Here is a 24,550-nt window from a genome sequence, read left to right on the forward strand (position 1 = left end):
GGACGACGACGCGGTTGACCCGGAGCTTGATGACATTGCGCCGAGCGCGCCGCACCGGTGAGCTGCCGATTGAACGGGTCGCATCGCTCGTCCAACGAATCGCTGTGTTGCTGAGCGCCGGCGTCTCGCCTGTTGCCGTCTGGGGCTACCTCGGCGTGGCCGATGGCCAAGCGGGTGACGACAGCGTCGGCGAAGACAGTGTGGTGCAGGCCGCGGCCCGGGCTGGGCCACGCGGGGAGAGCGTCGCCGACGCCATCGCCGTGGCTGCCAGGCCGCTGGATGAGCAGTCAGCGGCGGCCTGGAATGGAATCGCGGCAGCCTGGCAGGTGGCAACTGAGGCGGGTGCGCCGCTGTCGACCTGCTTGCGGAGCCTTGCCTCCTCGTTCAGGGAGCTCGGTCAGGGGCAGCGCGAGCTTGAGGTGGCATTGGCTGGTCCGCAATCGACGGCACGAATGGTGATGTGGCTTCCCGCTGTCGGGATTCTGCTTGGCCTGCTGATGGGATTCGACACGCTGGGCACCCTGTTGACGACCGCCCCTGGCTTGCTCTGCCTGGCAGCGGGGGGAGCGCTGATGCTCGGAGGTGCGGGCTGGAACCGCAGGCTCGTGCGGGCCGCCGGACGGCGAACCGCGACCCCGGGGTTGGAATGCGACCTGATGGCCATCGCCATGTCAGGCGGCGGTTCCCTGGCGGGCGCCAGAGAACTCGCACACCGCGCGGCAACCCGCTTTGGGATTGCGACGGCGCACTCCGACGCTGTGATCCAATCCGTCCTCGAGCTGTCGGAGCGCGCAGGGGTGCCTGCGGCGGAGCTCTTACGGAGCGAGGCCGCGCACTTGCGTCTCGTGGAAAGTACCGAGGGTCAGCGGCAGGCTGCAACCCTGGCGGTGACCCTGATGCTGCCACTAGGACTCTGCATCCTGCCGTCGTTCATGCTCGTCGGAGTTGCGCCGCTGCTGATCTCGATCGTGTCCTCCACATTCGGTTCGCTCTGACGTTCTCCACGGATCCCCGGCTGCGCGCCTGGGTACTCGGTTGCTGGCGGATGCTGATTATGCCCGTGCCGATCCAATTGACACCCGGGACACCGAGAGGTTCGTCCGGGCGCAAACTCAAGGAGAAGAACCCATGCCAACAGTGCGTATGACGACTGAACAGTCCGGTGGGCTGGCGCGAGGGCACCGGAGGCGCGGCATCCGCTCGTTCCTGAGCGCAAGGCTGGCCAGAGCGCGGAGGCTGGCAGGAGCACGGAGACTGGCGGGAGACACAGGCGCCGCGACAGCTGAGTATGCCGTCGCCACGATGGCCGCTGTCGGGTTCGCCGGCCTGCTCATCGTCATCCTGCGGGGCGACGAGGTGCGGGGGATCCTGACGGACCTGGTGCGGAATGCGTTGTCGGTGGGGTGACCCGCGGCGCGAGACGGGCAGTGTGACAGCAGAGTTCGCCACCGTATTGCCTGCAGTGGTCCTGGTGCTCGGGTGCTGCCTGGGGGCGGTCGCCATGCTGGGGCAACAGGTGCGGCTCGCGGACGCCGCGGCTGACGCTGCCAGGTCGCTCGCCAGGGGTGACGACGAGGGGAGGGCTGCTGGCCTGGCCGCTCGTGCCGGCGCTGGTGTGACGCTGGTCACCGAGCGCCAGGGAGAGTTCACGTGTGCGACGCTGCGTGCTCCGGCGGCGATCGGCCCGTTCGCGGCGCTCGGACTTGTCGTCGAGGCATCGTCGTGCGCGCTGGCGGGAGGGTTGTGAACCGCTGGTGCCGTGGCCGCTGGAACTGCTGGCCGCGCGGCGCGACCGGCGAGCGTGACGAGGGATCCGGCACCATCCTCGGCGTGGCCGTCATCGCCGCGACCATGCTCGTCACGGCGCTGGTCGTCACGACATTCGCAGTGTTGGCCACCCACCAAACGGTGCTGAATGCGGCGGATGCGGCCGCGCTCGCGGCAGCAGACACAGCATCAGGTGCGGTTGCCGGCATCCCCTGCGATGCCGCGGCTCATGCGGCCGTTCTCAACGGGGCAATGCTGGCCTCGTGCACCATCGACGGCCTCGTCTCCGACGTGGTGGTCGAACGTGCAGCCGGTCCTTTTACAGTGCGGTCCAGGTCGCGAGCCGGTCCGCCTGGCTCAGCCGAAGAGTAGAGAGGGAAAGCGCGGCCTGACGGGGCTGTACTATTCGAATACAGCTTCAAGGTAGCGATAGTCAACGGCGCTCGGCCGATCTGGATTTTCAGAACCTTCGAATTCCAGTCCGGCGCCGCGTGCGTACAAGTACCGCTTGTTACTGGCGTTGACGGGGATCTTCAGCTGCGGTTGCGGATCACCTGATTGCAGGAACTCCACGGTGATGGTTTTGCCCTCAAGGGGGCCGTCCGTCAGCTTGGCCGTGTACGTGCCCATTGATGCTGTAGCCATGCTTCCATTGTCCTCAGGAACCGTTGAGGGGCAAGGGGGCACGGGTCTCATCGCAGAGGCGTGGGTCAGAGTCCCGCCCGCGGGGCTCACGGCAAACGCTGAACAAACGTGCAGCACACTGAATGAGGCACACTTTCCACTCCTATGTGTATGGTGTGCCTTGTTCCCATCACATATAAGAGGAGTCTGGTGCCAGGCACTAAGAAGCTGGTCATCGTTGAGTCGCCGACCAAGATGAAGTCAATCGCGCAGTATCTGGGCGATGGCTACGAGGTACTGTCCTCCGTCGGTCACATTCGCGACCTGGTCGAACCCAAGAACCTGCCGCCAGAGCTCAAAAAGGGCGGGCTGGGCAAGTTCTCTGTCGACGTCGACAACGGGTTCGAACCGTATTACGTCGTGTCTGACTCCAAGAAGAAGACAGTTGCCGAGCTGAAGCGCGCGCTGAAGAACGCCGACGAACTCCTGCTCGCAACTGATGAGGACCGCGAGGGAGAAGCCATCGCGTGGCACCTGCTGCAGGTGCTGGCACCCAAGGTTCCGGTTCGTCGCATGGTGTTCCACGAGATCACCAAAGACGCCATCCTGGCGGCCAAGGACAACACTCGCGAACTCGACACCGCACTCGTGGATGCCCAGGAAACCCGCCGCATCCTTGACCGCCTGTATGGATACGAGATCTCGCCCGTGCTGTGGCGCAAGGTCGGCCCTGGCCTGTCCGCCGGCCGCGTGCAGTCCGCCGCCACCCGACTCGTCGTCGACCGCGAGCGCGAACGCCTGGCGTTCGTCTCTGCCAGCTACTGGGACCTGATTGCGCAGCTCGCGGCATCCGCTGACAGCGATGCTGCCGGCTTCGACGCCAAGCTCGTGCGCATCAACGGTGACCGCATCGCCACCGGGGCAGACTTCGATGACACCGGCAAGCTGAAGCCCAAGGTGCAGGCCGCCGTGCTCGATGAGGCCGGGGCCCTCGCCCTGGCAGAGGCGCTGCGGAAGCCCGACGTCGACCTCACGGTCACCAAGGTGGCATCGAAGCCGTACCGCCGCAGCCCCGCCGCGCCATTCACGACCTCGACGCTGCAGCAGGAAGCCGCCCGCAAGCTGCGCTTCACCGCGCGCCAGACCATGAGCGTTGCCCAGTCGCTCTACGAAAACGGCTACATCACCTATATGCGAACCGACTCACCGTCGCTCTCGCAGCAGGCGATCGGCGCTGCGCGCACGCAGGCTGCAGCCCTTTACGGGCCCGAAACCGTGCCGGAATCGCCGCGCCTGTACAAGGGCAAGAGCAAGAACGCGCAGGAGGCACACGAGGCGATCCGCCCGTCTGGTGACACCTTCCGCACCCCGGCATCCCTCTCATCCAGCCTCCGTGGCAACGACTACAAGCTCTATGAACTGATCTGGAAGCGCACCGTCGCCTCGCAGATGGCCGACGCCACCGGTTCGACGGCATCCGTCACCATCTCTGCGGGCCCGACCGGCCCGTCTGACCAGCCATCGGCATCCGGTGTCGTCGCCGAGTTCGCGGCGAGTGGAACCGTCATCACGTTCCGCGGCTTCATGCTCGCGTACGAAGAATCGCGTGACGAAGAGCGAAACGCCGCGTCAGACCCGACCGAATCGAAGCTCCCGCCGCTCACGGAGGGCCAGGTTCTGAACCTCGTCGATGTGGAAGCCAAGGGACACGAGACCACACCGGCTGCCCGCTACACAGAGGCCAGCCTGGTGAAGAAGCTCGAAGAGCTCGGCATCGGCCGCCCATCGACGTACGCGTCGATCATTTCAACGATCACCGACCGCGGTTACGTCACCCCGCGCGGCCAGGCACTCATCCCGAACTGGATCGCCTTCTCCGTCGTGCGGTTGCTCGAGGACTACTTCGGTGACCTGGTCGAATACGACTTCACCGCCGAAATGGAGAACGACCTCGACCGCATCGCAGACGGCGAAGCAGAGCGCGTCGACTGGCTGACCAGCTTCTACTTCGGCTCAGACAAGCACAAGGGCCTCCGCCAGGTCATCGACAACCTGGGTGAGATCGACGCGAAGGCCGTCAACTCGGTCAGGATCGCCGACGACATCACGCTGCGCATCGGCAAGTACGGTCCCTACCTCGAGACCATTGATCCGGATGCCGCCCCCGACGCTCCTCCGCGTCGCGTCAACATCCCGCCGGAACTGGCTCCGGATGAACTGACCGCCGCAAAGGCACGCGAGCTCATCGAGGCTCCCGTCGTCACCGACCGCGTCATTGGCGTGAACCCGGAGAACGGCAAGAACGTCGTGGCCAAGGACGGCCGATTCGGACCGTACGTGACCGAGGTCGATCCAGAGCCAGAAGTCGATCCTGCTGCGGCATCCGTTGCCGCCGCACCTGCCGTGACAGAGACCGTCGACGCTGCCACCGGTGAGGTCACGGAAACGAAGCCGAAGAAGAAGACCGCGGCCAAGAAGACTGCGCTGCCCAAGGCTCGCACCGCCTCGCTCTTCAAATCGATGGACCTCGCGTCGATCGACCTGGACACCGCGCTTCGCCTGCTCGACCTGCCGCGCACCGTCGGCGTTGACCCTGAGTCTGGCGAAGAGATCCTTGCGCAGAATGGCAAGTTCGGTCCGTACCTGAAGAAGGGAACGGATACTCGTTCGCTCACCAGCGAAGACCAGATCTTCGAACTTGACCTGCCTGGCGCCCTCGAACTGTTCGCTCAGCCCAAGTACGGGGCACGTCGCGCTTCCAGCGCGCTCAAGGAATTCGAGGCCCCAGACCCGGAGAGCGGCAAGGCGATCAAGATCAAGGACGGTCGTTTCGGCGCATACGTGACCGACGGCGTCACCAACGCGACGATTCCGAAGTCCGAGAGCATCGAAGACATCGACTTCGACCGTGCTGTGCAGATTTTGGCCGACAAGCGTGCCAAGGGACCGGCGAAGCCGCGCGCCAAGGCGCCAGCCAAGAAGAAGCCCGTAGCCAAGAAGCCGGCAGCGAAGAAGCCCGCAGCCAAGAAGACGACTGCGGCGAAGACGACGGCGGCAAAGACAACGGCCACCAGCGCTGCGCGTTCGGCGGCAGCGAAGAAAGCCGCTGCAACCAGGGCGGCGAACAAGGCCGCCGCTGCAGCTGCGGAGTCTGCGACGTCGTGACCGGTTTGTTCATCACCCTTGAGGGCGGCGACGGCTCAGGCAAGACGACCCAGGCCGAACTTTTGACCGACTGGCTCGAGGAGCAGGGGCACACCGTGCTGCGCTCCCGCGAGCCAGGCGGAACGGATGTCGGCGTCGCGATTCGCGAGATTGTGCTGCATCACCGCGGCGACATCGCGCCGCGCGCTGAGGCCCTGCTCTATGCCGCTGACCGCGCCCACCACATCAGCACGAAGGTTCGGCCGGCTCTCGCACGCGGTGAAATCGTGGTGCAGGATCGCTACATCGACTCATCCGTCGCCTATCAGGGCGCCGGCCGAGTTCTCGGTGCCGACGAGGTGCGTGACCTGTCCATGTGGGCGGCTGAAGGCTTGCTGCCCGACCTCACCATCCTGCTCGATCTCGACGAATCGGCAGCGCGGTCACGCCTGAACGCGGCCAACAAGCGGTTCGACCGCCTGGAGGCCGAAAAGGGCGAGTTCCACGCCAGGGTGCGCGCGGCTTTCCTCGACCTCGCGGCCGCGGAACCCGACAGATTCATCGTGCTCGATGCTGATGCAGCGCCAGAAACGATCGCCGCTGCCATTCGGGAACGCGTCAGCGCGCTGCTGGCTGCCCGCAGCTAGCGGCACGCAGCGATCTGTCGGACGCGAACGGTACCCTTGCCTAATGGGAATCTGGGACGGACTGACGGGTCAAGCGGAGGCCATCGCCATTTTCCGTGCCGCAGCCGAACGGGTGGCGCTTCCTGCCGCTCCTGACGGATCAGTCTCACCGTCATCCGCCGGCGCCACCACGTCGACCTCCAGCGCCTCCATGACCCATGCCTGGCTGATCACGGGCCCGCCAGGGTCAGGTCGATCCAACCTGGCATTCGCCTTCGCCACGGCCCTGCTCAGCCCCGGCGACGAGGTGGGCGATGAAGCGGCCAGGCGACAGGTCGATGCGCGCACCCATCCAGACCTCACTGTGCTCTCCACAGAGGGCGTCATCATCAAGATGGAGTCGGTGAAAGAGGTCGTGGCGAGGTCACAGTACTCGCCCTCCATCGGTCGCTATCGAGTCATCGTCGTTGAAGACGCAGACCGGATGGTGGAGCGCACGTCGAACGTGCTGCTCAAGGCTCTCGAAGAACCACCGGAGCGCACGGTCTGGATTCTCTGTGCGCCAAGCGAAGCCGACCTGCTTCCCACCATCCGTTCGCGCGTCCGTACCGTTCGCCTTCGAGTCCCGAGCGTCGAAGACGTCGCCGACCTGCTGGTGGCGCGCGACGGGGTCGACGCCGACATCGCCCTCCGCGCGGCGCGCGAGGCGCAGAGCCACATCGGCATGGCCCACCGCCTTGCCACCAACGCTGAGGCACGAACCCGGCGCGACGAAACGCTGCGCACAGCCCTCGGCATCCGCTCGGTGTCTGCTGCCGTGATGGCCGCCGCCCGATTGCTGTCCATTGCCGGCGACGATGCGAAGGCCATCACGATTGAGCGCGATGCCCAGGAGCGAGAGGGCGTGCTGCGTTCGCTCGGCGTTGCGTCAGGCCAGTCGATTCCACCGGCGCTCCGGGGGCAGCTGAAAGCTCTGGAAGACGACCAGAAGCGTCGTGCAACGCGAAGCCTGCGGGATGGCATCGACCGCATCCTGGTCGACCTGGTGTCTCTGTACAGGGACATCATGATGGTGCAGCTCGGCAGAACGTCAACGGTGATCAATCTCGAACTCCTTCCGGAGCTGGAAGCGGCCGCCGCAGCCACCAGCCCGGCGGCGTCGCTGGCCACCATGGACGCGATCACCCTCGCCCGACAGCGAATCGAATCAAACGTCGCCCCAGCCCTTGCTCTCGAGGCAATGCTCGTCACGGCGATCAGACGCTGAACGCCCCCCCGCTACGAAAGAGGAACCCGTGACCACGACTCGCCCCAGAAGATCAGCCAGGGCCGGCGTTTCACTCGCTGCAGCGCTCGTCGTGACCATCGGATTGAGCGGGTGCGTGTCGTGGTTCATGCCCCAGCAGCCCTTGTCCACTTCGGTGCCGACGGGCGAAAAGGTTGATGCTGCGCTTCAACCGTTCTACGAGCAGGTGCTCAGCTGGGCCGACTGCGGCGACGACCTGCAGTGCGCGACAGCGACGGCACCGCTCGACTGGGCAGACCCAGCCGCCGGAGACATCGATCTGGCGATGGTGCGGCATACCGCCACGGGGCCTGACCGGCTCGGTTCGTTGCTCGTGAACCCCGGCGGCCCCGGCGCCTCCGGCTACGACTTCGTGAAGGAAAACGTCGACTACGCCACAGACGAGAAACTGCAGGCGGCGTACGACATCGTCGGGTTTGACCCGCGCGGTGTCGGTAAGTCCAGTGCCGTGGCCTGCTTCGACGCAGAGCAGATGGATGACTACCTGTACGGCATCCCGACCGCGGCGCGGGGAACGGATGAGTGGATCAGCGAGCTTGAGGCATCTGCGGCCGAATTCGGCGCGGCATGCCGGGACGAGACCGGTGCCCTCCTCGGCCACGTTGACACGGTGAACGCCGCTCACGACCTCGACCTGATGCGCGCGATCCTCGGAGACACCCAGCTCAACTACCTCGGGTACTCGTACGGCACCTTCCTCGGCGCCACCTATGCAGAGCTCTACCCCGACAAGGTCGGTCGGATGGTGCTCGATGGCGCCGTCGACCCCTCAACCAGCAACTTCGACGTGACCCGCATCCAGGCCCAGGGCTTCGAGAGCGCATTGCGGGCCTACCTGGCCGATTGCCTCAGCAGCACGTCATGCCCGTTCTCCGGAACGGTCGACGACGCCATGGCCACCATCCGGGCGCTGCTCGACTCGGTTGATGCGAACCCGATCAGTGCAGCGGATGGCCGCCAGCTCGGCTCAAGCGCCCTGTTGACGGCGATTATCTATCCGCTCTACCAAGCGGATGCCTGGAGCTACCTCAGCGAAATGCTGACCAGCGTGATGCAGGGCGATGCCGAGTACGCATTCCAGTTCGCCGATGCCTACAACGGCCGGAATGCAGACGGCACGTACCTCGACAACTCCACCGAAGCGTTCACCGCCATCAACTGCGTTGACTACAGCTACAACGACGATCCGGCCAGCATGCGGGCGCAGGCGGCAGAGATTGAAGCCGCCGCGCCGACGATCGGCACCTATATGAGCTTTGGCGACATCGGCTGCGCGAACTGGCCGTACGCGTTCACGGGCGAGCGCTCAGAAATCCACGCGGCAGGCGCTGCCCCCATTCTCGTGATCGGCACAACGAATGACCCCGCAACACCCTACGTCTGGGCGCAGAGTTTGGCCGCCCAACTCGACAGCGGACACCTTGTCACCTTCGACGGTGAAGGGCACACTGCTTACAACAAATCAAACGCCTGCGTGAATGACGCGGTCGACAACTATCTGCTCTCGGGAACGGTTCCGGCTGAAGACCCGATGTGCTGATCGTTGGCTGCGCGGGCGGCGTGGTCCGGCAGTAGGGCCGAGCTACGCCTATGTGCCAGTGAGATGAAAGCATGTCGAATAATTCAGAAGTCGGGCTGAGGGCGCGGAAACGCGCGGCGACACAGCTGAAGATCCAGCATGCGGCATTGTCGCTGGTGCTGGAACGCGGTATCGAGCACACGACGATCGACGAGATCAGTCGGATGGCGAACATTTCCCCGCGCACGTTCTTCAACTACTTTCCGACGAAAGATGCTGCCCTCGTCGGAGACATTCCCGGGTTTGCCTCTGAAGAATCGCTGGAGAAATTCGTGAATGCCGGGCCTGGCGGCCCAATCCTCGTCCAGCTTGAGGAGCTCCTGATCACCAACCTCCAGCCCCTAGAAGAAGACGAGGAACTACATCAGCTCAGGCACGAGGTGTTGCTGGGCAATTCGCAGTTGATCGGCATGAGAATGTCGACGTTGCGAGGATTCGAAGGTCGGATGCAAGACCTGCTGGAGAGGCGCCTGGCCATCGATCACCCAGAGCTGGCCGAAGACTCACAATTGCTGACTGAACAGGCATTGCTCTACACCTTGGTCGCTGTTGCCGCGATGCGGCACGCCTGGAGATGCTGGGCGGATTCGGCGGGGGAGACCAAACTGGCCGATCGGGTGAAGAGCTCATTCCGTGATGTGTACAAGATTGCTCTCGAGACACGCTAAGCTTGTTTGCTGTGTCACCGAGCGGTTTTGAAAAGAACCGCTCACGCCGCCTTAGCTCAGTCGGTAGAGCGATTCACTCGTAATGAATAGGTCATCAGTTCGATTCTGATAGGCGGCCCCACATCGCACTTGGCCACCAGCCCGAAAGGGTTGGTGGCCATTCTGCATTCAGGACCGAGGCATCAGTGTGCAGCCGATAGGCTCCATTGCATGACTGCACTTCGATGGGGAATTCTGGCCACGGGCAATATCGCCCACCAATTCACGAGCGACCTCCTGGAGAACGGTTTCACCGTTCAGGCCGTTGGTTCCCGTTCGCAAGAATCGGCCGACGCGTTCGCCGCCGAGTTCGGTATCCCGGTCGCGCACTCAAGCTATGAAGCGCTCGCGAACGACCCTGATGTCGACATCGTCTACATTTCAACACCGCATCCGCTGCATGCCAGCAATGCGGCGCTGATGCTCAACGCCGGCAAGCATGTGCTGATCGAAAAGCCGATCGCGGTGAACGCGGGCGAAGCTCAGGTCATCGCCGACCTGGCGGCCGAAAAGGGCCTGCTCGTGCTGGAGGCCATGTGGACCAGGTTCCTGCCCCACATGGTACGCATCAGGGAGATCCTGGCCGCTGGCACCCTCGGCAACGTTCACACGCTCATCGCCGACCACACGCAGGACCTGACGGATGACCCCGCTCACCGCATCAACGCCCTCGAGCTCGGTGGCGGCGCGCTGCTCGACCTCGGAATCTACCCGCTCTCCTTCGCGCACGAGCTGTTCGGCGACCCGGAGACGGTGCTTGCCAGCGCCACCTTCAAGGAGACCGGCGCCGACGCGCAGGTCGCCACCATCTTCCGATACGCCGGTGGACAGATCGCCTCGACGCTGTCGGCCAGCGACACCAAGGGGCCGAACACCGCGACCGTGCTGGGAACGGATGCCAGGATCGACATCGACGCCGTGTGGTACTCAGCGACGTCGTTCAGGGTCGTTTCGAGCGAGGGTGACGTGCTTGAGTCGTACGCCTCCAACGTTCGGGGCCGCGGCATGCACTTCCAGGCCGCGGAGGCCGAGCGCCTCATCGGTGAGGGACACATCGTGAGCGACATCCTGAGCCCGGCGCAGTCTGTCGCGATCATGAAGACCCTCGACGCTGTTCGCGCCGAGATCGGCCTCGTGTACCCGGGCGAATAAGCCGGTACCGCGGCGGTTCTCTCACCAGCGACAGCTAAAATACCCCAATGCACGATTCCGATGATTCGCCCCGCACTGTCCCTGAGCCAGATGCCGCCGGCGTCGAACCACAGGGCGGATCAGCGACGGGTATCGCATCGTTCTTCTCCCGGCACCGCCGCGCTGCGCTGATCACCGGCGGTGCGGTGGCGTTTGCCCTGCTCGGCACCGGAGCCGTTGTCGCCGGCGCGTCAGCCGGCAGTACGGCCGCGCCCGTTGCCGCAGGTGCGACGACGTCGACGTCGGCGGCACCGGATGCGACAGCAGACCCGGCCAGACCAGTGCCAGGGGCAGACACGGCGGCCAGCCGTCTCCGCACGTGCTCCGTTGCCGGGCTGGCCTCAGACAGCCGGCTGGGCAGTTTCCAGGCGCAGGTCGTCAACGCGAACACGGGCGAGGTGCTCTTCGACCGCGGCGGCACGACGCCAGCCCGCACAGCCAGCGTGCTGAAGATCCTGACATCCGCTGCAGCACTCAGCGTGCTTGGCCCCGACTATCGGGCGATCACCACCGTGGTGAAGGGCGCAGAACCCGGCACAGTCGTGCTGGTCGGCGGCGGCGACATCACGCTGTCGCGACTGCCATCAGGGGAAGACTCTGCGTACGCGGGAGCGGCGCACCTTGACGCCCTGGCCAGCCAGACGATTGCGGCCTGGGACGCTGACCCGGCCAATGCCGGCAACCCGATCACCAACCTGGTTCTCGATTCATCGCTGTTCGGCGACCCGGCCTGGGAGCCGAGCTGGAACACCAAGGAACTCTACGACGGGTACATGCCGGAGATCACGGCGCTCCAGGTTGACGGCGACAGGGCCAATCCTGCGCGCAGCACCTCGACGCGGAGCGACGACCCCGTTGGGCGTGCCGGTGAGGCATTCGCAGACGAACTGGGCGGTGACGTCACGGTGACCCGCGGCGCGGCGCCCGCAGGCGCACCCACGCTCGCCGCCGCACAATCGCAACCCGTCTCAACGCTGATCAAGCAGTCTCTGCTCGTCTCCGACAATGCTCTGGCGGAGATGCTGGCCAGGCTCGTCGCGGTGAAGTCAGGCGCTGGGAACACCTTCGCCGCGCTGCAGCAGTCCACCGTCGCCGGCCTCCAGCCATACGGAATCGACACAACGGGCATCGTCATCGCCGACGGTTCAGGGCTAAGCGACAACAATGCTGTGCCGCCGTCGTACCTCACTCAGCTCTTCGTCAAGATCAACGCCAGGGAGGGAGACCTTGGCATTATTTTCGATGGTCTCCCTGTTGCCGGCGGCGACTCCGGCTCGCTGTCGTACAGCGACCGATTCACCGGCGCCAACTCGGCTGCCGATGGGGCCGTCTTCGCCAAGACCGGCTGGATTGACACCGGCTACACGCTCGCCGGCATCATTCACGCCGCAGACGGCACCCCGCTCACCTTTGCCGTTTACGCGCTCGATGATGTGAGCGACAATGCGAAGATAGCGATCGACACCATCACGACAGGTTTCTTCAACTGCGGCGACAACCTGTCGAACAACTAAGTGAGGGAATCCGTGACGCGCGCACTGTTCATCATCGACGTTCAGAACGACTTCACCGAGGGAGGTGCGCTGGCCGTTGACGGCGGTCGCGGCGTGGCCGCCGGTGTGAGCGCCCTGCTTGCGGGTCACCCAGATGCGTACGACGGGGTCTTCGCCTCACGCGACTGGCACGACATCGACAACGACAACGGCGGTCACTTCGCTCGCGACGATGCCCCCGACTACGTCGACACCTGGCCGGTGCACTGCGTCGCTGGCACGACCGGTGCTGAGTACCACCCCGCCCTGGTGACGGATGCCATCTCCTTCCACATTCGGAAGGGCCAGGGGAAACCTGCGTATTCCATCTTCGAAGGACACACCGAAGCTGGTGAAACGGTGGGCGACCTCCTCACAGCGCACGGCGTGACGGAGATCGACGTCGTGGGACTTGCCACCGACCACTGCGTACGCGCATCAGCCCTCGATGCGCTGGAGCACGGGCAGCACGTGCGGATCCTCACCGACCTCATCGCAGGAGTGGCCGCGGATTCGAGCGACGCAGCACTGGCAGAGCTCGCCCATTCCGGGGCGACCCTGGCAACGTCTGCAGCGGTCGGTGGCGTGCGCGCCGCCGAAGACGACGATGCAGGCTGGTCAGGCCACGCGTGACGCTGGTCGCCTCCGGACGTAGCGGCGTACGGATTGCTTGCGACATCACCGAGGGGCAGCGACCCATCCTTCTCGTGCATGGCTTCGCGTCGAGCGCCGCGGCCACCTGGGGCGGTACCGGGTGGGTGCGCGCCATCTCGGAAGCGGGGCGCGGCTCCATTGCGCCAGACCTCCGCGGTCACGGGCAGAGCGATGCACCGCGCGAGGCGAGCGCCTACACGCAGGCCGAACTGGCGGGCGACCTGCTGGCCGTCCTCGACGCCTGCGAACTCGACTCCGTCGACGTGATCGGCTATTCGATGGGCGTTCGAGTCGTTTCGGCGCTGACCCAGCTGGCGCCGACCAGGGTGCGCCGGGTGGTGCTCGGCGGCGCTGGCCCAATCGAGTACTTCTCCACGTGGGACGGTGAGTCTGTCGATCGCTTCGTGGTCGATGGACAGCTTCCGGACGACCCGACGATTGCCGCCGTGTTGGCGGCCGCGATCGCTGCCGGCGAAGACCGCGAGGCATTGGGAGCCTGCGTCCTTGGCATGAGAGGGGCCGCCCTCGACGTTGCGCCTGGCATCCCGACGCTATATGTCAGAGGCGCCGCCGATCACATCCCCGATGGCGTCGAAGAGCTCGCGACCGCAACGGGCGCCAGCTATGTTGAGCTGCCTGCGCGCACGCACATCAATGCGCTGACGTCGCGGGAGTTCAAACGGGTCGCGCTGACCTTTCTTGACTAGGGGGTGGTCCACGGTCGCTGCGACCGAGCGAGCACGGCTGCAATCGCAGTGATGATGGCCATCAGGATGACCGACAGCAGGAGCGTCACGGTACCGAGGCCCAGGTTGATGAAAAGGGCACCGATCAATGCACCGAGCAGCATGCTGAACACCGAGAGCAACCGCCGCCCTGCGCGGCTGCTTGGCCCATTGGCCAGGTGGCTGTCCGCAGAGATCCCCGCGATCGTGAGCGTCAGCACCGTCGTAGTCAGATCGGTGACAGCGAGAGCACGCGCCATCGCATTCTGAATCCCCATTGCTACGCCGATTATCGTGATGAGAACCGCACGCGAGGCCGCGCCCGTTGGAGTGACGACAACCAGCGAGACGATGAGAGCGGCCAGCAGGAGGACGGTTTGCGTGCTCACAGCGAGCAGGAGCATCCGGCCACGATGAGCGTGCTGTGCGTGCGCGATTCGCCCGCCGATGACGGCTCCAATCGAGAACACCACCAGTGCGAGGGCAGACGCCCAGATGGTGAAGTCCGTCGACCCTGCAAGCGCGAAGGCCAGGAAGACGACATTGCCGGTCATATTTGCGACCAAGACGTGGCCCAGTAGAAGGTAGCTGTACGCATCAACGAGCCCGGTCACGATGGTCAGCAGCAGCATGACAGGGGGGAGGGGGCCGTGCTTGTCATTCAGGTCGGGGACGATTGTGCGCCAGGCATAGTTCCATTGCTCACCCATGGTGTGCCGCCTTCCAGAAATTTCATTCTGAAACGGCCAACGTGTCCGGGCAAGGGGTGGGTGAGCCGGGGGACGAGCCCCTCGATAGGGTTGACGGATGCCCGTGATCGACATTTCCGACCTCAGTGACCCGCGCCTGGCCGACTACTCGCACCTCACCGATGTTGCGTTGAAGAAGGCGCGTGGCACCGAGCACGGCCTGTACCTCGCTGAGTCGGCGCTCGTGCTCGAACGGGCGCTGCGTGCCGGGCATCAGCCCCGCTCGGTGCTCGCCCTCGGCGGCACCGTCGACGAGGCCGTCGCACTCGTCGGTCCCGACGTGCCGGTGTTCTCCGGCCCTGGCGAGCTGCTCGCCGAGCTGACGGGATACATCCTGCATCGCGGACTCATCGCATCGATGAATCGCCCTGCACTGCCAGACCCCGATCAACTTCTGGCCGAAGCCCGCCGCATCGTCATCCTGGAGGACGTCGCAGACCCCACGAACGTCGGCGCCATCTTCCGCTCGGCCGGCGCGATCGGGGCCGACGCCATCCTCGTGACGCCGCGGTGCTCCGACCCGTTCTATCGACGCGCCATCCGGGTATCCATGGGAACAGTGCTGCAGGTGCCGTGGACGCGCACGGGGGACTGGACAACGACCCGCGAGCTGCTGACCCGCCACGGATTCCACGTGGCGGCACTCGCCCTGACACCGGATGCCGTCAGCCTGCGCGACTTCGACGGCACGAACCACGATCGGCTGGCCCTGGTGCTCGGCGCTGAGGGCCCTGGGCTCACGGCAGATGCGCTCGCCGCGTCGGACAGCGTGGTGCAGATCCCGATGGAACACGGCATCGATTCGCTCAATGTCGCCGCGGCCAGCGCTGTCGCGATGTGGGCGCTCTCCGGCTGAAACCTGCCCATACCCTTCGTCCGCACCCCGGCATAGGAAAGTGCATGAGTGCATCTCTTGCATTCAACGGCGGGCTTCGATCGGTGGGCTCGCTCTTCACGTTTCGTGAGACGCCGTGTGTATGTCCCCCTAATGACGGACCTGTCGCTGACCGGGACATTAACGCTTGGTGAAGTCCTTCCGCCTGCCCCCATTAGAGGGTCAACCGATCGGTATCGTTGTCACCGTCTTCAGCGCCAGCCGGAGGTTTCATCAACGATACGAAAGCGACTCATGGCAAACCTTAATGTGACATACGGCGACATGCGCGACGCCTCCACCCGCCTCAACAACGGCGAGCAGGAAATCGAATCGAAGCTGCGCGAGCTCAAGACCCTGGTCGACGGTCTCATCAGCGGCGGCTACGTAACCGACAAATCGTCAGTGGCATTCGGCTCTTCGTACCAGGAGTTCAACGACGGTGCAACGAAGACGATCCAGGGCCTCATGGGCATGAGCCAGTACCTCACGGCCGCCGCCGACGCGCTTGAGTCGACCGACTCCGAGCTCGCGCGCGCCCTCGCCAAGTAGAACCCTGTCAGGAGGGCGCCGGTGGTTCCGCGCGCGCCCTCCTTTCCCTCTGCCACCTCACGATTGGACTCCTTGCAGCATGCCAGACCTCATTGTCACGTCAGCAGTTCTCGAAGAGTCATCGGCCAAGCTCGTTGAGATCGCGCACGAGTTCAACACAGCAGGCGACCGGGTTAAGGAAGATGCCGATGTCTGGGGCCAGCGAGATGTGACCGCGGCAATGGGCGAGTTCGTCAGCAATTGGAAGATCCACCGCGGCAAGATCTCGACGGCCGTCAACGACCTGCAGAAGAAAATCCACGACATGAGCGAAGCGTGGCGTGCGACGGAACAGTCGATAGCTGACGGTCTCTCCACCGAAACAGAATGACGATTCCCGTTCGTTTCCGACAGTCCAGAACGTCCTGAAAGGACCCACCATGCCCGCTCGTTCCGGAAACTGGCAACTGCTGGATCACCCTGCAGACCCTGTCGCGGGAGACCCAGACGAACTGCACCTCCTGGTTACGTACTACGCGAAGATCGCGGAGACAATCGCAAGCGAGGCGGCAGTATTGCAACGCATCGGCTCTGGCGACACAACAGAGCTCAAGGGCCAATCCGCCGACGCCATTCGCTCCCGCAGCGCAGATGTCGCCGCCTCGCTCACCAAAACCTCTGGTCGTTACGACGCCGTGTCTCGCGCTCTCGCCAGCTACAGCCCGGCACTTGACAGTGCCCGCACAGAATCCGCGCGCGCACTGGCCGAGGCCGAGGCCGCAGCCGGGGCGGCAGGAAGCGCCACAGGGATGCCAGACCCCAGTGCGCAGCGGGCTGCTGACGCTCCTGCGCTCACCACAGAAGAGAACGCCCAGATCCACGCGCGCACGACGGCACTGTCCGCGGCCGCCGATGCCAGCGGGCAGGCGCGTCGTCGCATGGAGGAGACCCTCGCTGCGCTGAACGGCGCGGGGAAGGCTGCGTCGAACACGATTCGGGGTGCGTGGAACGACGGCCTTGTCGACACCTGGCAGTACAAACTTCGAGAGGGCTTCCTCAAATTCCTCAAAATCTTCGTGAAGGTGCTCATGTGGATCGGCGTCGCGCTCGCGGTGCTGGCGTTCTTCATCCCAGGGCTGGGCGCTGCCGCCCTTGCCGGTGCAATCGTCGCCGTTGCCTCTGTTATTGGTACTGGCGCGCTTGCCGCGATGGGTGAGGGCTCCTGGCTCGACTTCATCATCGCGGTGGTCGGTGTCGTCTTGATCGGCGTTGGCGTTGTCGTCGCACGGATCGTGCAAACGGCCCACGTTGCGGCGATTGCGCGGGGCACCGCCGGCGCGGCGAAAGGCGCGGTAGGTGCGGGCGGTAAGGTCGCCGTCAAGGTCGGCCTGAAGTCTGCCGGTGCGGCAGCGAAGCGTCAGAAGATCTGGGCAGACGGCCTGGCTGGACGCATACCTGTGTCAGCGGCTATAAAGCGGATCGGCGCGATCGACCAGCGGCTACGGACCATCACCAGAGACATCGGGGTGGGGCACGCCACCCAAATCGGATCGAAGGCGGCGATCAAGCCGCAGTGGTGGAACGTCGCCACCAAGGGTTGGGGACCAAACGATATTGCGAAGGTGCGCGAGTTCGGCGGCAAATATCGCTTCGACAGGTTCTTCTCCACCGATCGCGTGGGCGATCTGAAGAAACTTCAGCTCGCCATGCACACCGAGTTCGGCATAGTTCCGAAAGCGATTCCGTGGTGGTACTACGCCAACGCCGGTCGGGTGGTGGGGTCGTTCGGGGCCAACGTCATGAAGTGGACGGTGAATCCCACCGGGTTCGGCACCGACACGGACCGGTCGTCGCTGTTCCCCGAGTATTACGCGGGCAAGACCGACCTGACGACTCCCAAAGCATGATCCCGTCAGCAACGCCACCAGTCAATTGGTCGCTCGACATCGAGCCACACGAATGGATGACAATACCGGCCGCGCCACGCGACATCGTGGAGTGGCGGGCCGATGTGATCACCCTTTTCGAACTGCTCGCGGAGTCCGAATCCGAAGCTGAATCCGAGGTGATTGCCGACGGGCCACCACCGGGCCCGATTGACCACAACGCGACCCTGGACACACTGCTCGAGTTCTCTGCAGCGCTGAGCTACGACGAGGTGCTCGTCGTGGGCCTTGGGTTGATCGGCCATTGGCCGCTGCCGGTCATCGTGAGCGTCGCCGCCGCAGGACACGAGCCCCTCGACCTGAGTGAGGCTGCTGGGGCCAGTGGCGGACTGCCTATCGACAGGCCGACAGTCGATGACATTACGGATGGCGACGGTATCCGCGTCACGCGACTCGACCTCGACGATGACGGCGCGATCTGGGCAACAATTGCGTGCGCACGTCAGACCGGCGATGTTGTCGTCGTGCTCACGTGGCGCACCTCCCAACTAGAACTCGTTCCGCAATTCTCCCCGCTGCTCGAAGAATTACTCGCTCACGTGACGATCGGACCAGAAGCATGACCCCAACGATCACCGCACCTCAGGCATCCTTTCTCATCGCCCTGCCTCCGGGCTGGATGCGGCTGCCGGCCGGCGTGGGAGAACAGTCGGTGCTGCGATCGATGATTGACGAGATAGTGGCAGAAGCGTTCCCGGATTCTTTGCCACGCGACACAGCCGAACCATGGCGCCATGAACTGCGCAGGAGCATCACCGGCATGGTTGTCGAGGCACGCGAGGCGGGTGCAAGCGCGGTCTACGTGCCGGTGCGTCCGGTCAACGGCGTTAACGTGCCGGCCTCGTTTGTAGAGTCGGAGATCGATGACGACGGAATTGGTGACCCTGGCGCGGTGCTGGCCGATATCCTCGCCGGCAGCGACGACGCCACCCTCCACACGATCGATGGTGCACACGCTGCGCGCACTGATAGCTCAATCGTGCGCGTCGATCCGCGCGACGGCTGGCCGGCGATGATCACACGGCAGATCGTATACACGATCAGCGTGCCGCATCGGGAGGGGCGCTGGGTGGTGCTGTCGTTCTCGGCGGCCTCTGGTGAGCATCCGGTTGCCGCTCTCTCCGACGCACTTGTTGCTCTCTTCGACGCGCTGATGCTGAGCTTCCGCTGGACAGACGTGCCGGGTGTCGACCACAGCGACCTCGAGGAGCGACTGGCCCAGATTCATTCCCGCTAGCCCTGTTTCACTAATCGAAGAGACCCATGACCATCGCCATCGCCGCCAGCATTCTGGTCTTCCTCGCCGCCGCAGCCCTCGCGGTGCCGACTGCAATACACTGGCGTCGACACCGTCGTTTCACCGAGAGTTTGAGCGCGCACCAGGTGCTCTCCGACAGCCACGCCTCGTGGATCGTTGACCACGCATTGAAGGCACTCGTTGCGGCGTGCCACAGCGAACAGCGGCATGTGCCTGGAGTGGTGATGGTCATGCTGCAGGAGAACTCGATCGCCGTGCACCTCGCTTCGCCCGCGTCGCACCCACCTGCGCCGTGGCGCACCAGCGCTACCGGTCTGGTCTGGACCGCCGACCTCCTCGCGCTGCAGGCGGCGCCGTTGACTCCGACAACGATGAACCCCTTCACCGGGATCGTAACGCTCGGGGTCGGCCAGGCCGGCCGCGTCTTCATCGACCTCACCCAGGCACGCGGGCTCGTCAGCATCGAGGGCGACCAGGTCTCCCGCCGCCGCATCGCTGCACGCTGGATTGCCGAAGCCGCTACCCGTCCGTGGGGAACCACTGATGCGGAGCTGGTGGGTCTCGACACCAACGCCGAACCTCACCCAACAAGGACCACAGCCGTGCAGAACCTTGCCGACACCGTTGCGTCCGGCGCTGTTGGTCTCACATTCGTCGCCCACCTGCCGAACGACGCCACGACCGCGCAACTCGTGCGTGCTCTCGAATCCCACGAGTGTCGCTGGCCCGTTGTCGTCGTCAGCGCGGTTCGTGACGCCCGGTGGCGCTTCACCGCCCATGCCAATGGGTGGGTCACGAGCGACTTCCTGCCCGCTGCGCGCTGGGACCCGGAATCCGCACTGCCAGTCACGACCGAAATGCCCACCAGGGCCGGGATCCCCTCGTGAGGGCGATCATCACCGTGCGAGACGTTGGCAGCGACGCTATGGATGCCGCCGTCGACACCACTGTGCTGGTCGATGCAGAGGCAGCTACGCCGCTGACCGACGTCGTGCGCGCGATCCACGCGCAACTCGGCCACAGGGCTGTCGCCCCGCTCGAGTCGAACGGCGTGACACCGCGCACGTTCGGCACCAGCGGGCTGAGGGATGGTGCGGTGTTGCACATTGGCGCGCCTCCTCAGCCCGAGCGGCCCCTGCTCGGCATCGTCGAGCTTCGCTACGTGGGCGGCCCAGACACGGGCCGCGTGCACGGGCTCACTATCGGTGAAACGGCGATCTGCCTCGCCACCGACGAGAGCGCTGTGTTCGGGCCAGACCTGGGCGAGGCGCTGGGATACGCCATGCTCGACAGCGACGGCTGCGTTACGGTGCGCGCCGGGAGCGGGCAGAAGGGTCTCGTGCTTGAGGGGAAGACTCTCGCAGAGACCAGCGAAGCGTGGTCACCGCACGCCCAATTGCGTATCGGGAGTTCTGTGGTCGAAGTACATCCGATCGCCCTGAGCGACGCCGATCTCGTTTCGTCGACCGACGGGGGTTGGCTGGACTTCAACCGGCCACCGCGACTGCTTCCGCCGGTTCCCGCCGCAATGTTCCGTCGCCCAGCACCACCAGCGGCTCCCACTCGCAATTCGATGCCATGGATCACCGCGATGATCCCCGCGGTGATGGGTGTCGCGATGGCCGTCTTGCTCAAGCAGCCGTTCTACCTGCTTTTCGCGCTGATGTCTCCCGTCATGATGATCGGCTCCACCCTGTCATCTCGACGCAACGGCAAGCAGAGCCACCGTCGGCTCATGCGTACATGGAAAGCGAACATTGCCGACATCGATCACAGCATCGAACTGGCCGTGGAGGCCGAGCAGCATCGTCGTCGAACGGGGGCACCGGATGCCGCGGAATTACTGCTCGTAGCGGCGGTCCCCACACGACGACTGTGGGAGCGACGCGCTACAGACCCCGATCATCTGCTCGTGCGGTTCGGCACTGCCGACCTACCGAGCGCTGTCGAGCTCGAAGATCAGGCAATGCCTGAGCATCGCCGCCACTACACCGGCACGACGCGTCGCGTGCCAGTGACGCTGTCACTCGCCGAGAGCGGCGTCATCGGCATCGCAGGTCACGGCGCGAGCGCACGCCACACCTGCCGCTGGTTGGTCGGCCAGCTCGCGGTGCTGCAGAGCCCGCGCGACCTGCAGGTCTACGTTCTGAGCGCGCCCGATGCCGGGGACGCCTGGGACTGGGTGAACTGGCTGCCCCACTCGCGGCCTGGCCTCGGCCAAGATGCACTCTCGCTCACCGCCACGGACTCCGAGACCCTGGGTCGACGCGTCGCCGAACTCGGGCAGCTCGTGACAGAGCGTATCGAATTGACCACGACGGGGGCGACACGCCAGACCCGGTTCTCGCCGGAGGTGCTCGTGGTGCTCGACGGAGCCCGCAGGCTGCGCGCCATGCCCGGCGTCGTCACCCTGCTCACGCACGGGGCCGATGTCGGTGTGCACATCGTCTGCCTCGATGACGAGGAGCGACAGCTACCTGAGGAGTGCACGGCCGTCGTCGTGCACGGCGATGGCGGCGAGATGGTCGTCAAACGACAGAATGCCGACGACATCGAACCCGTCGACCCCGATGTGATCCACCCACGCTGGTTCAATGAGGTTGGGCGCAGGCTTGCCCCGATTCGCGACGTGAGCCTGTCCGACGCAGACGGCCTGCTCCCGCACGCCGCCCGGCTGCTCGACGTGCTCGACCTGCCAGAACCGACGGGCGAGTCGATCGTGTCCCGCTGGCATCTGGACGGCCGTTCAACACGAGCCGTGATCGGCGTCTCTCTCGACGGCCCATTCGCGATTGACCTCGTGCGCGACGGACCGCACGGACTCGTCGCCGGCACGACAGGCGCTGGCAAGTCGGAGTTCCTGCAGACCCTCGTTGCCTCGCTCGCAGTCGCAAACCGCCCAGACGAGATGACATTCGTGCTCGTTGACTACAAGGGCGGCGCAGCATTCAGCGGGTGCGTCGACCTGCCGCACACCGTTGGAATGGTCACCGACCTGGATTCCCATCTCGTGCAGCGGGCACTGGGCTCGCTGCGCGCCGAACTCGTGCGCCGCGAGCACCTGCTCGCCCTCGCGGGTGCGAAAGACCTCGAGGACTACCAGCTGCATCGTGCCCGTGGGGGCTCCGGCGAAAGCCTGCCGAGGCTGGCGATCGTGATTGACGAGTTCGCAGCGATGGCGAAGGAGCTGCCCGACTTCGTTGCCGGACTCATCGGCATCGCCCAGCGCGGCCGCTCGCTTGGCGTGCACCTCGTGATGGCAACGCAACGACCGTCCGGCGTCATCTCTCCTGAGATCAGGGCAAACACCAACCTGCGCATCGCGCTGCGCATGACGGATGCAGGCGAGAGCTCTGACGTCATCGATATCCCGGATGCTGCGCGCATCAGCAAGGCGATACCAGGTCGCGCCTATGCGCGGCTGGGCCATGCGTCGATCGTTCCATTCCAGACCGCTCGCGTGGGGGGAACCAGCGAAGTCACCACCGATGAGGCACCGCTGCGGCCGACATTCGTGCAGCCACTCACCTGGTCGCAATTCTCGCTACCGGCACCCGTGCCGCCCCGGCCTGCGACGACATCCGCTGCCACAACCGATCTCTCACTACTCGTAGATTCGCTGAAGGCGGCGAGCGCGATTCTCGGCATTCCCCGCCAGCACAGCCCATGGCTCCCTCCTCTCGTCGAATCGCTGTCGCTGGCCTCCCTCACGTCGGGTACTGCTGCGGGATTCGCCTGGGGACTCGAAGATATTCCCGCGCGCCAGGCGCAGCAGAGCGCGGCCATCGACCTCGACCGCTTTGGGCACCTGTACATCGTGGGCGCCCCCGGCTCCGGGCGCTCGCAGGCGCTGCGCACCATCGCAGCAAGCGCCGCCACGTCGAACACGGTCGCCGACCTGCACCTCTACGGGATCGATTGCGGCAATGGGGCGCTGGCCTCGCTCGCTGCCCTGCCGCACTGCGGCGCGATCACCCAGCGCAGCCAATCGGAGCGCTCTGCCCGGCTGATCGATCGCCTCTGTGCGGAAATGCTGCGGCGGCACGAGTTGCTCGGCGCCGGTAATTTCGCGAACATCGCCGAACAGCGCGCGAGCGGCGCAGACGCATTGCCGCACATCCTGCTCTTCATCGACCGCTGGGACAACTTCGCCAGCACTCTCGGCGAGCTGGACAATGGCCGACTGACCGAGGCCATCCAGTCGCTGCTGCGCGACGGAGCGAGCGCGGGCGTGCACCTCGTTATCGCGGGAGACAGAACGCTGTTGACCAGCCGCATGGCAGTGCTGTGCGACGACAAGCTCATCCTTCGCCTCACCGACCGCCTCGACTACAGCCTCGCTGACCTCAACCACAAGACCATTCCGCTTGAGGTCGTCGCCGGCCGGGGGTTCCGTGCCGGGAGCGGTATCGAGGTGCAGGTGGCGATGCTCGGTCTCGACCCGGCCGGGCAGGCGCAGAGCGAGGAAGTGCGCACGCTTGGCGCAGAGCTCACCGTGCGGGAGGAGCTCGCCGGCCCCGCGCAGCGCCCGTTCCGCGTCGATGACCTGCCATCGACACTCGACATCGACCAGGCATTCGAGTTCGCGATCGACGGAGACGAGCACACCCCGATGTGGGCGATGCTTGGGGTAGGCGGCGACCAGCTGGTTGCCCACGGAATCAATCTCGAACGCGACGCCCCAACGTTCGTCGTTGCGGGTCCGGCTCGGTCGGGGCGCAGCACGCTCCTGGCGGTGATGGCTCACTCCCTGCTCCGGACCGGCACAGAACTGGTGATCGCCTGTCCTCGCGCCAGCCCGCTTCGTGACCTCGCAGGGGCGCCGGGTGTTCGCGCGGTACTGACCCACACCGAACTCACCGAAGGCGACCTCGCGCCGCTGCTCGACCCTGACGGCACACCCGTCGTTTTCATCGTGGACGACGGTGAGATGCTGATGGATGCCCCGGCAAAGACCTGGTTGCGGGCGTACATCCGCTCGGCCGGCGACTGTCGGCGTGGCCTCATCCTGGGCGGCAACGCCGCGGAGATCTGCGCGGGATTCGCCGGCTGGCAGGTCGACCTCAAGAAGAACCGGCGCGGCGCACTGCTCTCCCCGCAAAGCACTGTGGACGGCGACCTGCTCGGCGCACGGGTCGCACGCTCCATGATCTCGTCCAAGATCAGTCCAGGGCGCGCACTCGTTCACCTCGGGTCTGGCGAGTTGATCACGCTGCAGGTACCCGTGCTTGGCACGATCGGCACCATCAACGACGCACTCGCGCCTCTACGCGGCGCCAGCTGATCCGCATTCTTGAGCGGTCATGAGTCGCAGGCTCTCGACCGGCGTCGCCTGCC

23 protein-coding genes and 1 tRNA gene are annotated in these 24,550 nt (G+C 65.2%); 22 read left to right on the forward strand and 2 right to left on the reverse strand.

The annotated features are described in order from the left end of the window. Positions 1 to 29 precede the first annotated feature (29 nt). From AC25Z0_RS11680 to AC25Z0_RS11695, 4 genes are all read left to right on the forward strand, one after another. The gene (locus tag AC25Z0_RS11680; protein WP_488119827.1) at positions 30 to 995 is read left to right on the forward strand and encodes a type II secretion system F family protein; all 966 of its coding nucleotides are present in this window, start codon (positions 30 to 32) and stop codon (positions 993 to 995) included. A 223-nt stretch (positions 996 to 1,218) separates the two neighbouring features. Beyond that, the gene (locus AC25Z0_RS11685) at positions 1,219 to 1,407 is read left to right on the forward strand and encodes a DUF4244 domain-containing protein (RefSeq protein ID WP_488133630.1); all 189 of its coding nucleotides are present in this window, start codon (positions 1,219 to 1,221) and stop codon (positions 1,405 to 1,407) included. 22 nt (positions 1,408 to 1,429) lie between these two features. Next, positions 1,430 to 1,747 carry a TadE family type IV pilus minor pilin gene (locus AC25Z0_RS11690; RefSeq protein WP_488119828.1) on the forward strand — a complete coding sequence of 106 codons (318 nt, stop codon included), beginning with the start codon at positions 1,430 to 1,432 and terminating at the stop codon, positions 1,745 to 1,747. After that, entirely contained in the window at positions 1,744 to 2,139 is a 396-nt protein-coding gene (locus AC25Z0_RS11695; protein ID WP_488133310.1) for an Rv3654c family TadE-like protein, read from the forward strand. The genes AC25Z0_RS11690 and AC25Z0_RS11695 overlap by 4 nt, the downstream gene beginning before the upstream one ends. Before the next feature lie 30 nt (positions 2,140 to 2,169). On the opposite strand, the gene AC25Z0_RS11700 is transcribed toward AC25Z0_RS11695, so the two are convergent. Further along, positions 2,170 to 2,412, reverse strand: a complete 243-nt coding sequence (locus AC25Z0_RS11700) for a hypothetical protein (RefSeq protein WP_488119830.1) — start codon at positions 2,410 to 2,412, stop codon at positions 2,170 to 2,172. Positions 2,413 to 2,601: 189 nt separating this feature from the next. Here AC25Z0_RS11700 and topA point away from each other — a divergent pair, with 189 nt between their 5' ends. From topA to AC25Z0_RS11750, 10 genes are all read left to right on the forward strand, one after another. Then, complete coding sequence (gene topA / locus AC25Z0_RS11705) at positions 2,602 to 5,556, forward strand: type I DNA topoisomerase (protein WP_488133311.1); 2,955 nt, start codon at positions 2,602 to 2,604, stop codon at positions 5,554 to 5,556. Then, on the forward strand, positions 5,553 to 6,182 hold the full coding sequence (tmk, locus tag AC25Z0_RS11710) for a dTMP kinase (RefSeq protein ID WP_488119832.1): 630 nt from the start codon (positions 5,553 to 5,555) through the stop codon (positions 6,180 to 6,182). Before topA ends, tmk begins: the two co-directional genes overlap by 4 nt. A gap of 43 nt (positions 6,183 to 6,225) precedes the next feature. After that, positions 6,226 to 7,428, forward strand: a complete 1,203-nt coding sequence (locus AC25Z0_RS11715; RefSeq protein WP_488119833.1) for a DNA polymerase III subunit delta' — start codon at positions 6,226 to 6,228, stop codon at positions 7,426 to 7,428. 28 nt (positions 7,429 to 7,456) lie between these two features. Then, positions 7,457 to 9,007: an alpha/beta hydrolase gene (locus AC25Z0_RS11720; RefSeq protein WP_488133312.1), complete on the forward strand. Its 1,551-nt coding sequence runs from the start codon at positions 7,457 to 7,459 to the stop codon at positions 9,005 to 9,007. 71 nt (positions 9,008 to 9,078) lie between these two features. Continuing rightward, on the forward strand, positions 9,079 to 9,714 hold the full coding sequence (locus AC25Z0_RS11725; RefSeq protein ID WP_488119835.1) for a TetR family transcriptional regulator: 636 nt from the start codon (positions 9,079 to 9,081) through the stop codon (positions 9,712 to 9,714). Between the two features lie 45 nt (positions 9,715 to 9,759). Further along, positions 9,760 to 9,835 (forward strand) — tRNA-Thr (locus tag AC25Z0_RS11730). Positions 9,836 to 9,924: 89 nt separating this feature from the next. Next, positions 9,925 to 10,905, forward strand: coding sequence for a Gfo/Idh/MocA family protein (locus tag AC25Z0_RS11735; protein ID WP_488119836.1), 981 nt, complete (start codon positions 9,925 to 9,927; stop codon positions 10,903 to 10,905). 47 nt (positions 10,906 to 10,952) lie between these two features. After that, complete coding sequence (gene dacB, locus AC25Z0_RS11740) at positions 10,953 to 12,458, forward strand: D-alanyl-D-alanine carboxypeptidase/D-alanyl-D-alanine endopeptidase (RefSeq protein ID WP_488133313.1); 1,506 nt, start codon at positions 10,953 to 10,955, stop codon at positions 12,456 to 12,458. 12 nt (positions 12,459 to 12,470) lie between these two features. Next, a complete protein-coding gene (locus tag AC25Z0_RS11745) occupies positions 12,471 to 13,109 on the forward strand; it encodes an isochorismatase family protein (protein WP_488133314.1) in 639 nt (212 codons plus the stop codon). After that, a complete protein-coding gene (locus tag AC25Z0_RS11750) occupies positions 13,106 to 13,837 on the forward strand; it encodes an alpha/beta fold hydrolase (protein WP_488133315.1) in 732 nt (243 codons plus the stop codon). The genes AC25Z0_RS11745 and AC25Z0_RS11750 overlap by 4 nt, the downstream gene beginning before the upstream one ends. Here AC25Z0_RS11750 and AC25Z0_RS11755 read toward each other — a convergent pair. Continuing rightward, positions 13,834 to 14,565 carry a YoaK family protein gene (locus AC25Z0_RS11755; RefSeq protein ID WP_488133316.1) on the reverse strand — a complete coding sequence of 244 codons (732 nt, stop codon included), beginning with the start codon at positions 14,563 to 14,565 and terminating at the stop codon, positions 13,834 to 13,836. The two genes, AC25Z0_RS11750 and AC25Z0_RS11755, sit on opposite strands and share 4 nt — an antisense overlap. A 97-nt stretch (positions 14,566 to 14,662) precedes the next feature. Between AC25Z0_RS11755 and AC25Z0_RS11760 the strand changes: the two genes are divergently transcribed. The 8 genes from AC25Z0_RS11760 to AC25Z0_RS11795 all read left to right on the forward strand — a co-directional run bounded on the left by AC25Z0_RS11760 (position 14,663) and on the right by AC25Z0_RS11795 (position 24,497). After that, a complete protein-coding gene (locus AC25Z0_RS11760) occupies positions 14,663 to 15,460 on the forward strand; it encodes a TrmH family RNA methyltransferase (protein ID WP_488133317.1) in 798 nt (265 codons plus the stop codon). Between the two features lie 273 nt (positions 15,461 to 15,733). Continuing rightward, on the forward strand, positions 15,734 to 16,030 hold the full coding sequence (locus AC25Z0_RS11765; protein ID WP_488119842.1) for a WXG100 family type VII secretion target: 297 nt from the start codon (positions 15,734 to 15,736) through the stop codon (positions 16,028 to 16,030). Positions 16,031 to 16,109: 79 nt separating this feature from the next. Beyond that, positions 16,110 to 16,400, forward strand: coding sequence for a hypothetical protein (locus AC25Z0_RS11770; RefSeq protein ID WP_488133318.1), 291 nt, complete (start codon positions 16,110 to 16,112; stop codon positions 16,398 to 16,400). A 49-nt stretch (positions 16,401 to 16,449) separates the two neighbouring features. Continuing rightward, positions 16,450 to 17,916: a hypothetical protein gene (locus AC25Z0_RS11775; protein WP_488119844.1), complete on the forward strand. Its 1,467-nt coding sequence runs from the start codon at positions 16,450 to 16,452 to the stop codon at positions 17,914 to 17,916. Further along, positions 17,913 to 18,518, forward strand: coding sequence for a hypothetical protein (locus AC25Z0_RS11780; RefSeq protein WP_488119845.1), 606 nt, complete (start codon positions 17,913 to 17,915; stop codon positions 18,516 to 18,518). The genes AC25Z0_RS11775 and AC25Z0_RS11780 overlap by 4 nt, the downstream gene beginning before the upstream one ends. Beyond that, a complete protein-coding gene (locus AC25Z0_RS11785) occupies positions 18,515 to 19,192 on the forward strand; it encodes a hypothetical protein (RefSeq protein ID WP_488119846.1) in 678 nt (225 codons plus the stop codon). The genes AC25Z0_RS11780 and AC25Z0_RS11785 overlap by 4 nt, the downstream gene beginning before the upstream one ends. Positions 19,193 to 19,218: 26 nt before the next feature. After that, positions 19,219 to 20,100, forward strand: coding sequence for a hypothetical protein (locus AC25Z0_RS11790; RefSeq protein WP_488119847.1), 882 nt, complete (start codon positions 19,219 to 19,221; stop codon positions 20,098 to 20,100). After that, positions 20,097 to 24,497: an FtsK/SpoIIIE domain-containing protein gene (locus tag AC25Z0_RS11795; RefSeq protein ID WP_488133319.1), complete on the forward strand. Its 4,401-nt coding sequence runs from the start codon at positions 20,097 to 20,099 to the stop codon at positions 24,495 to 24,497. Before AC25Z0_RS11790 ends, AC25Z0_RS11795 begins: the two co-directional genes overlap by 4 nt. The last annotated feature ends 53 nt before the right edge of the window (positions 24,498 to 24,550 follow it).

This window comes from Leifsonia sp. Y862 (assembly GCF_057669585.1).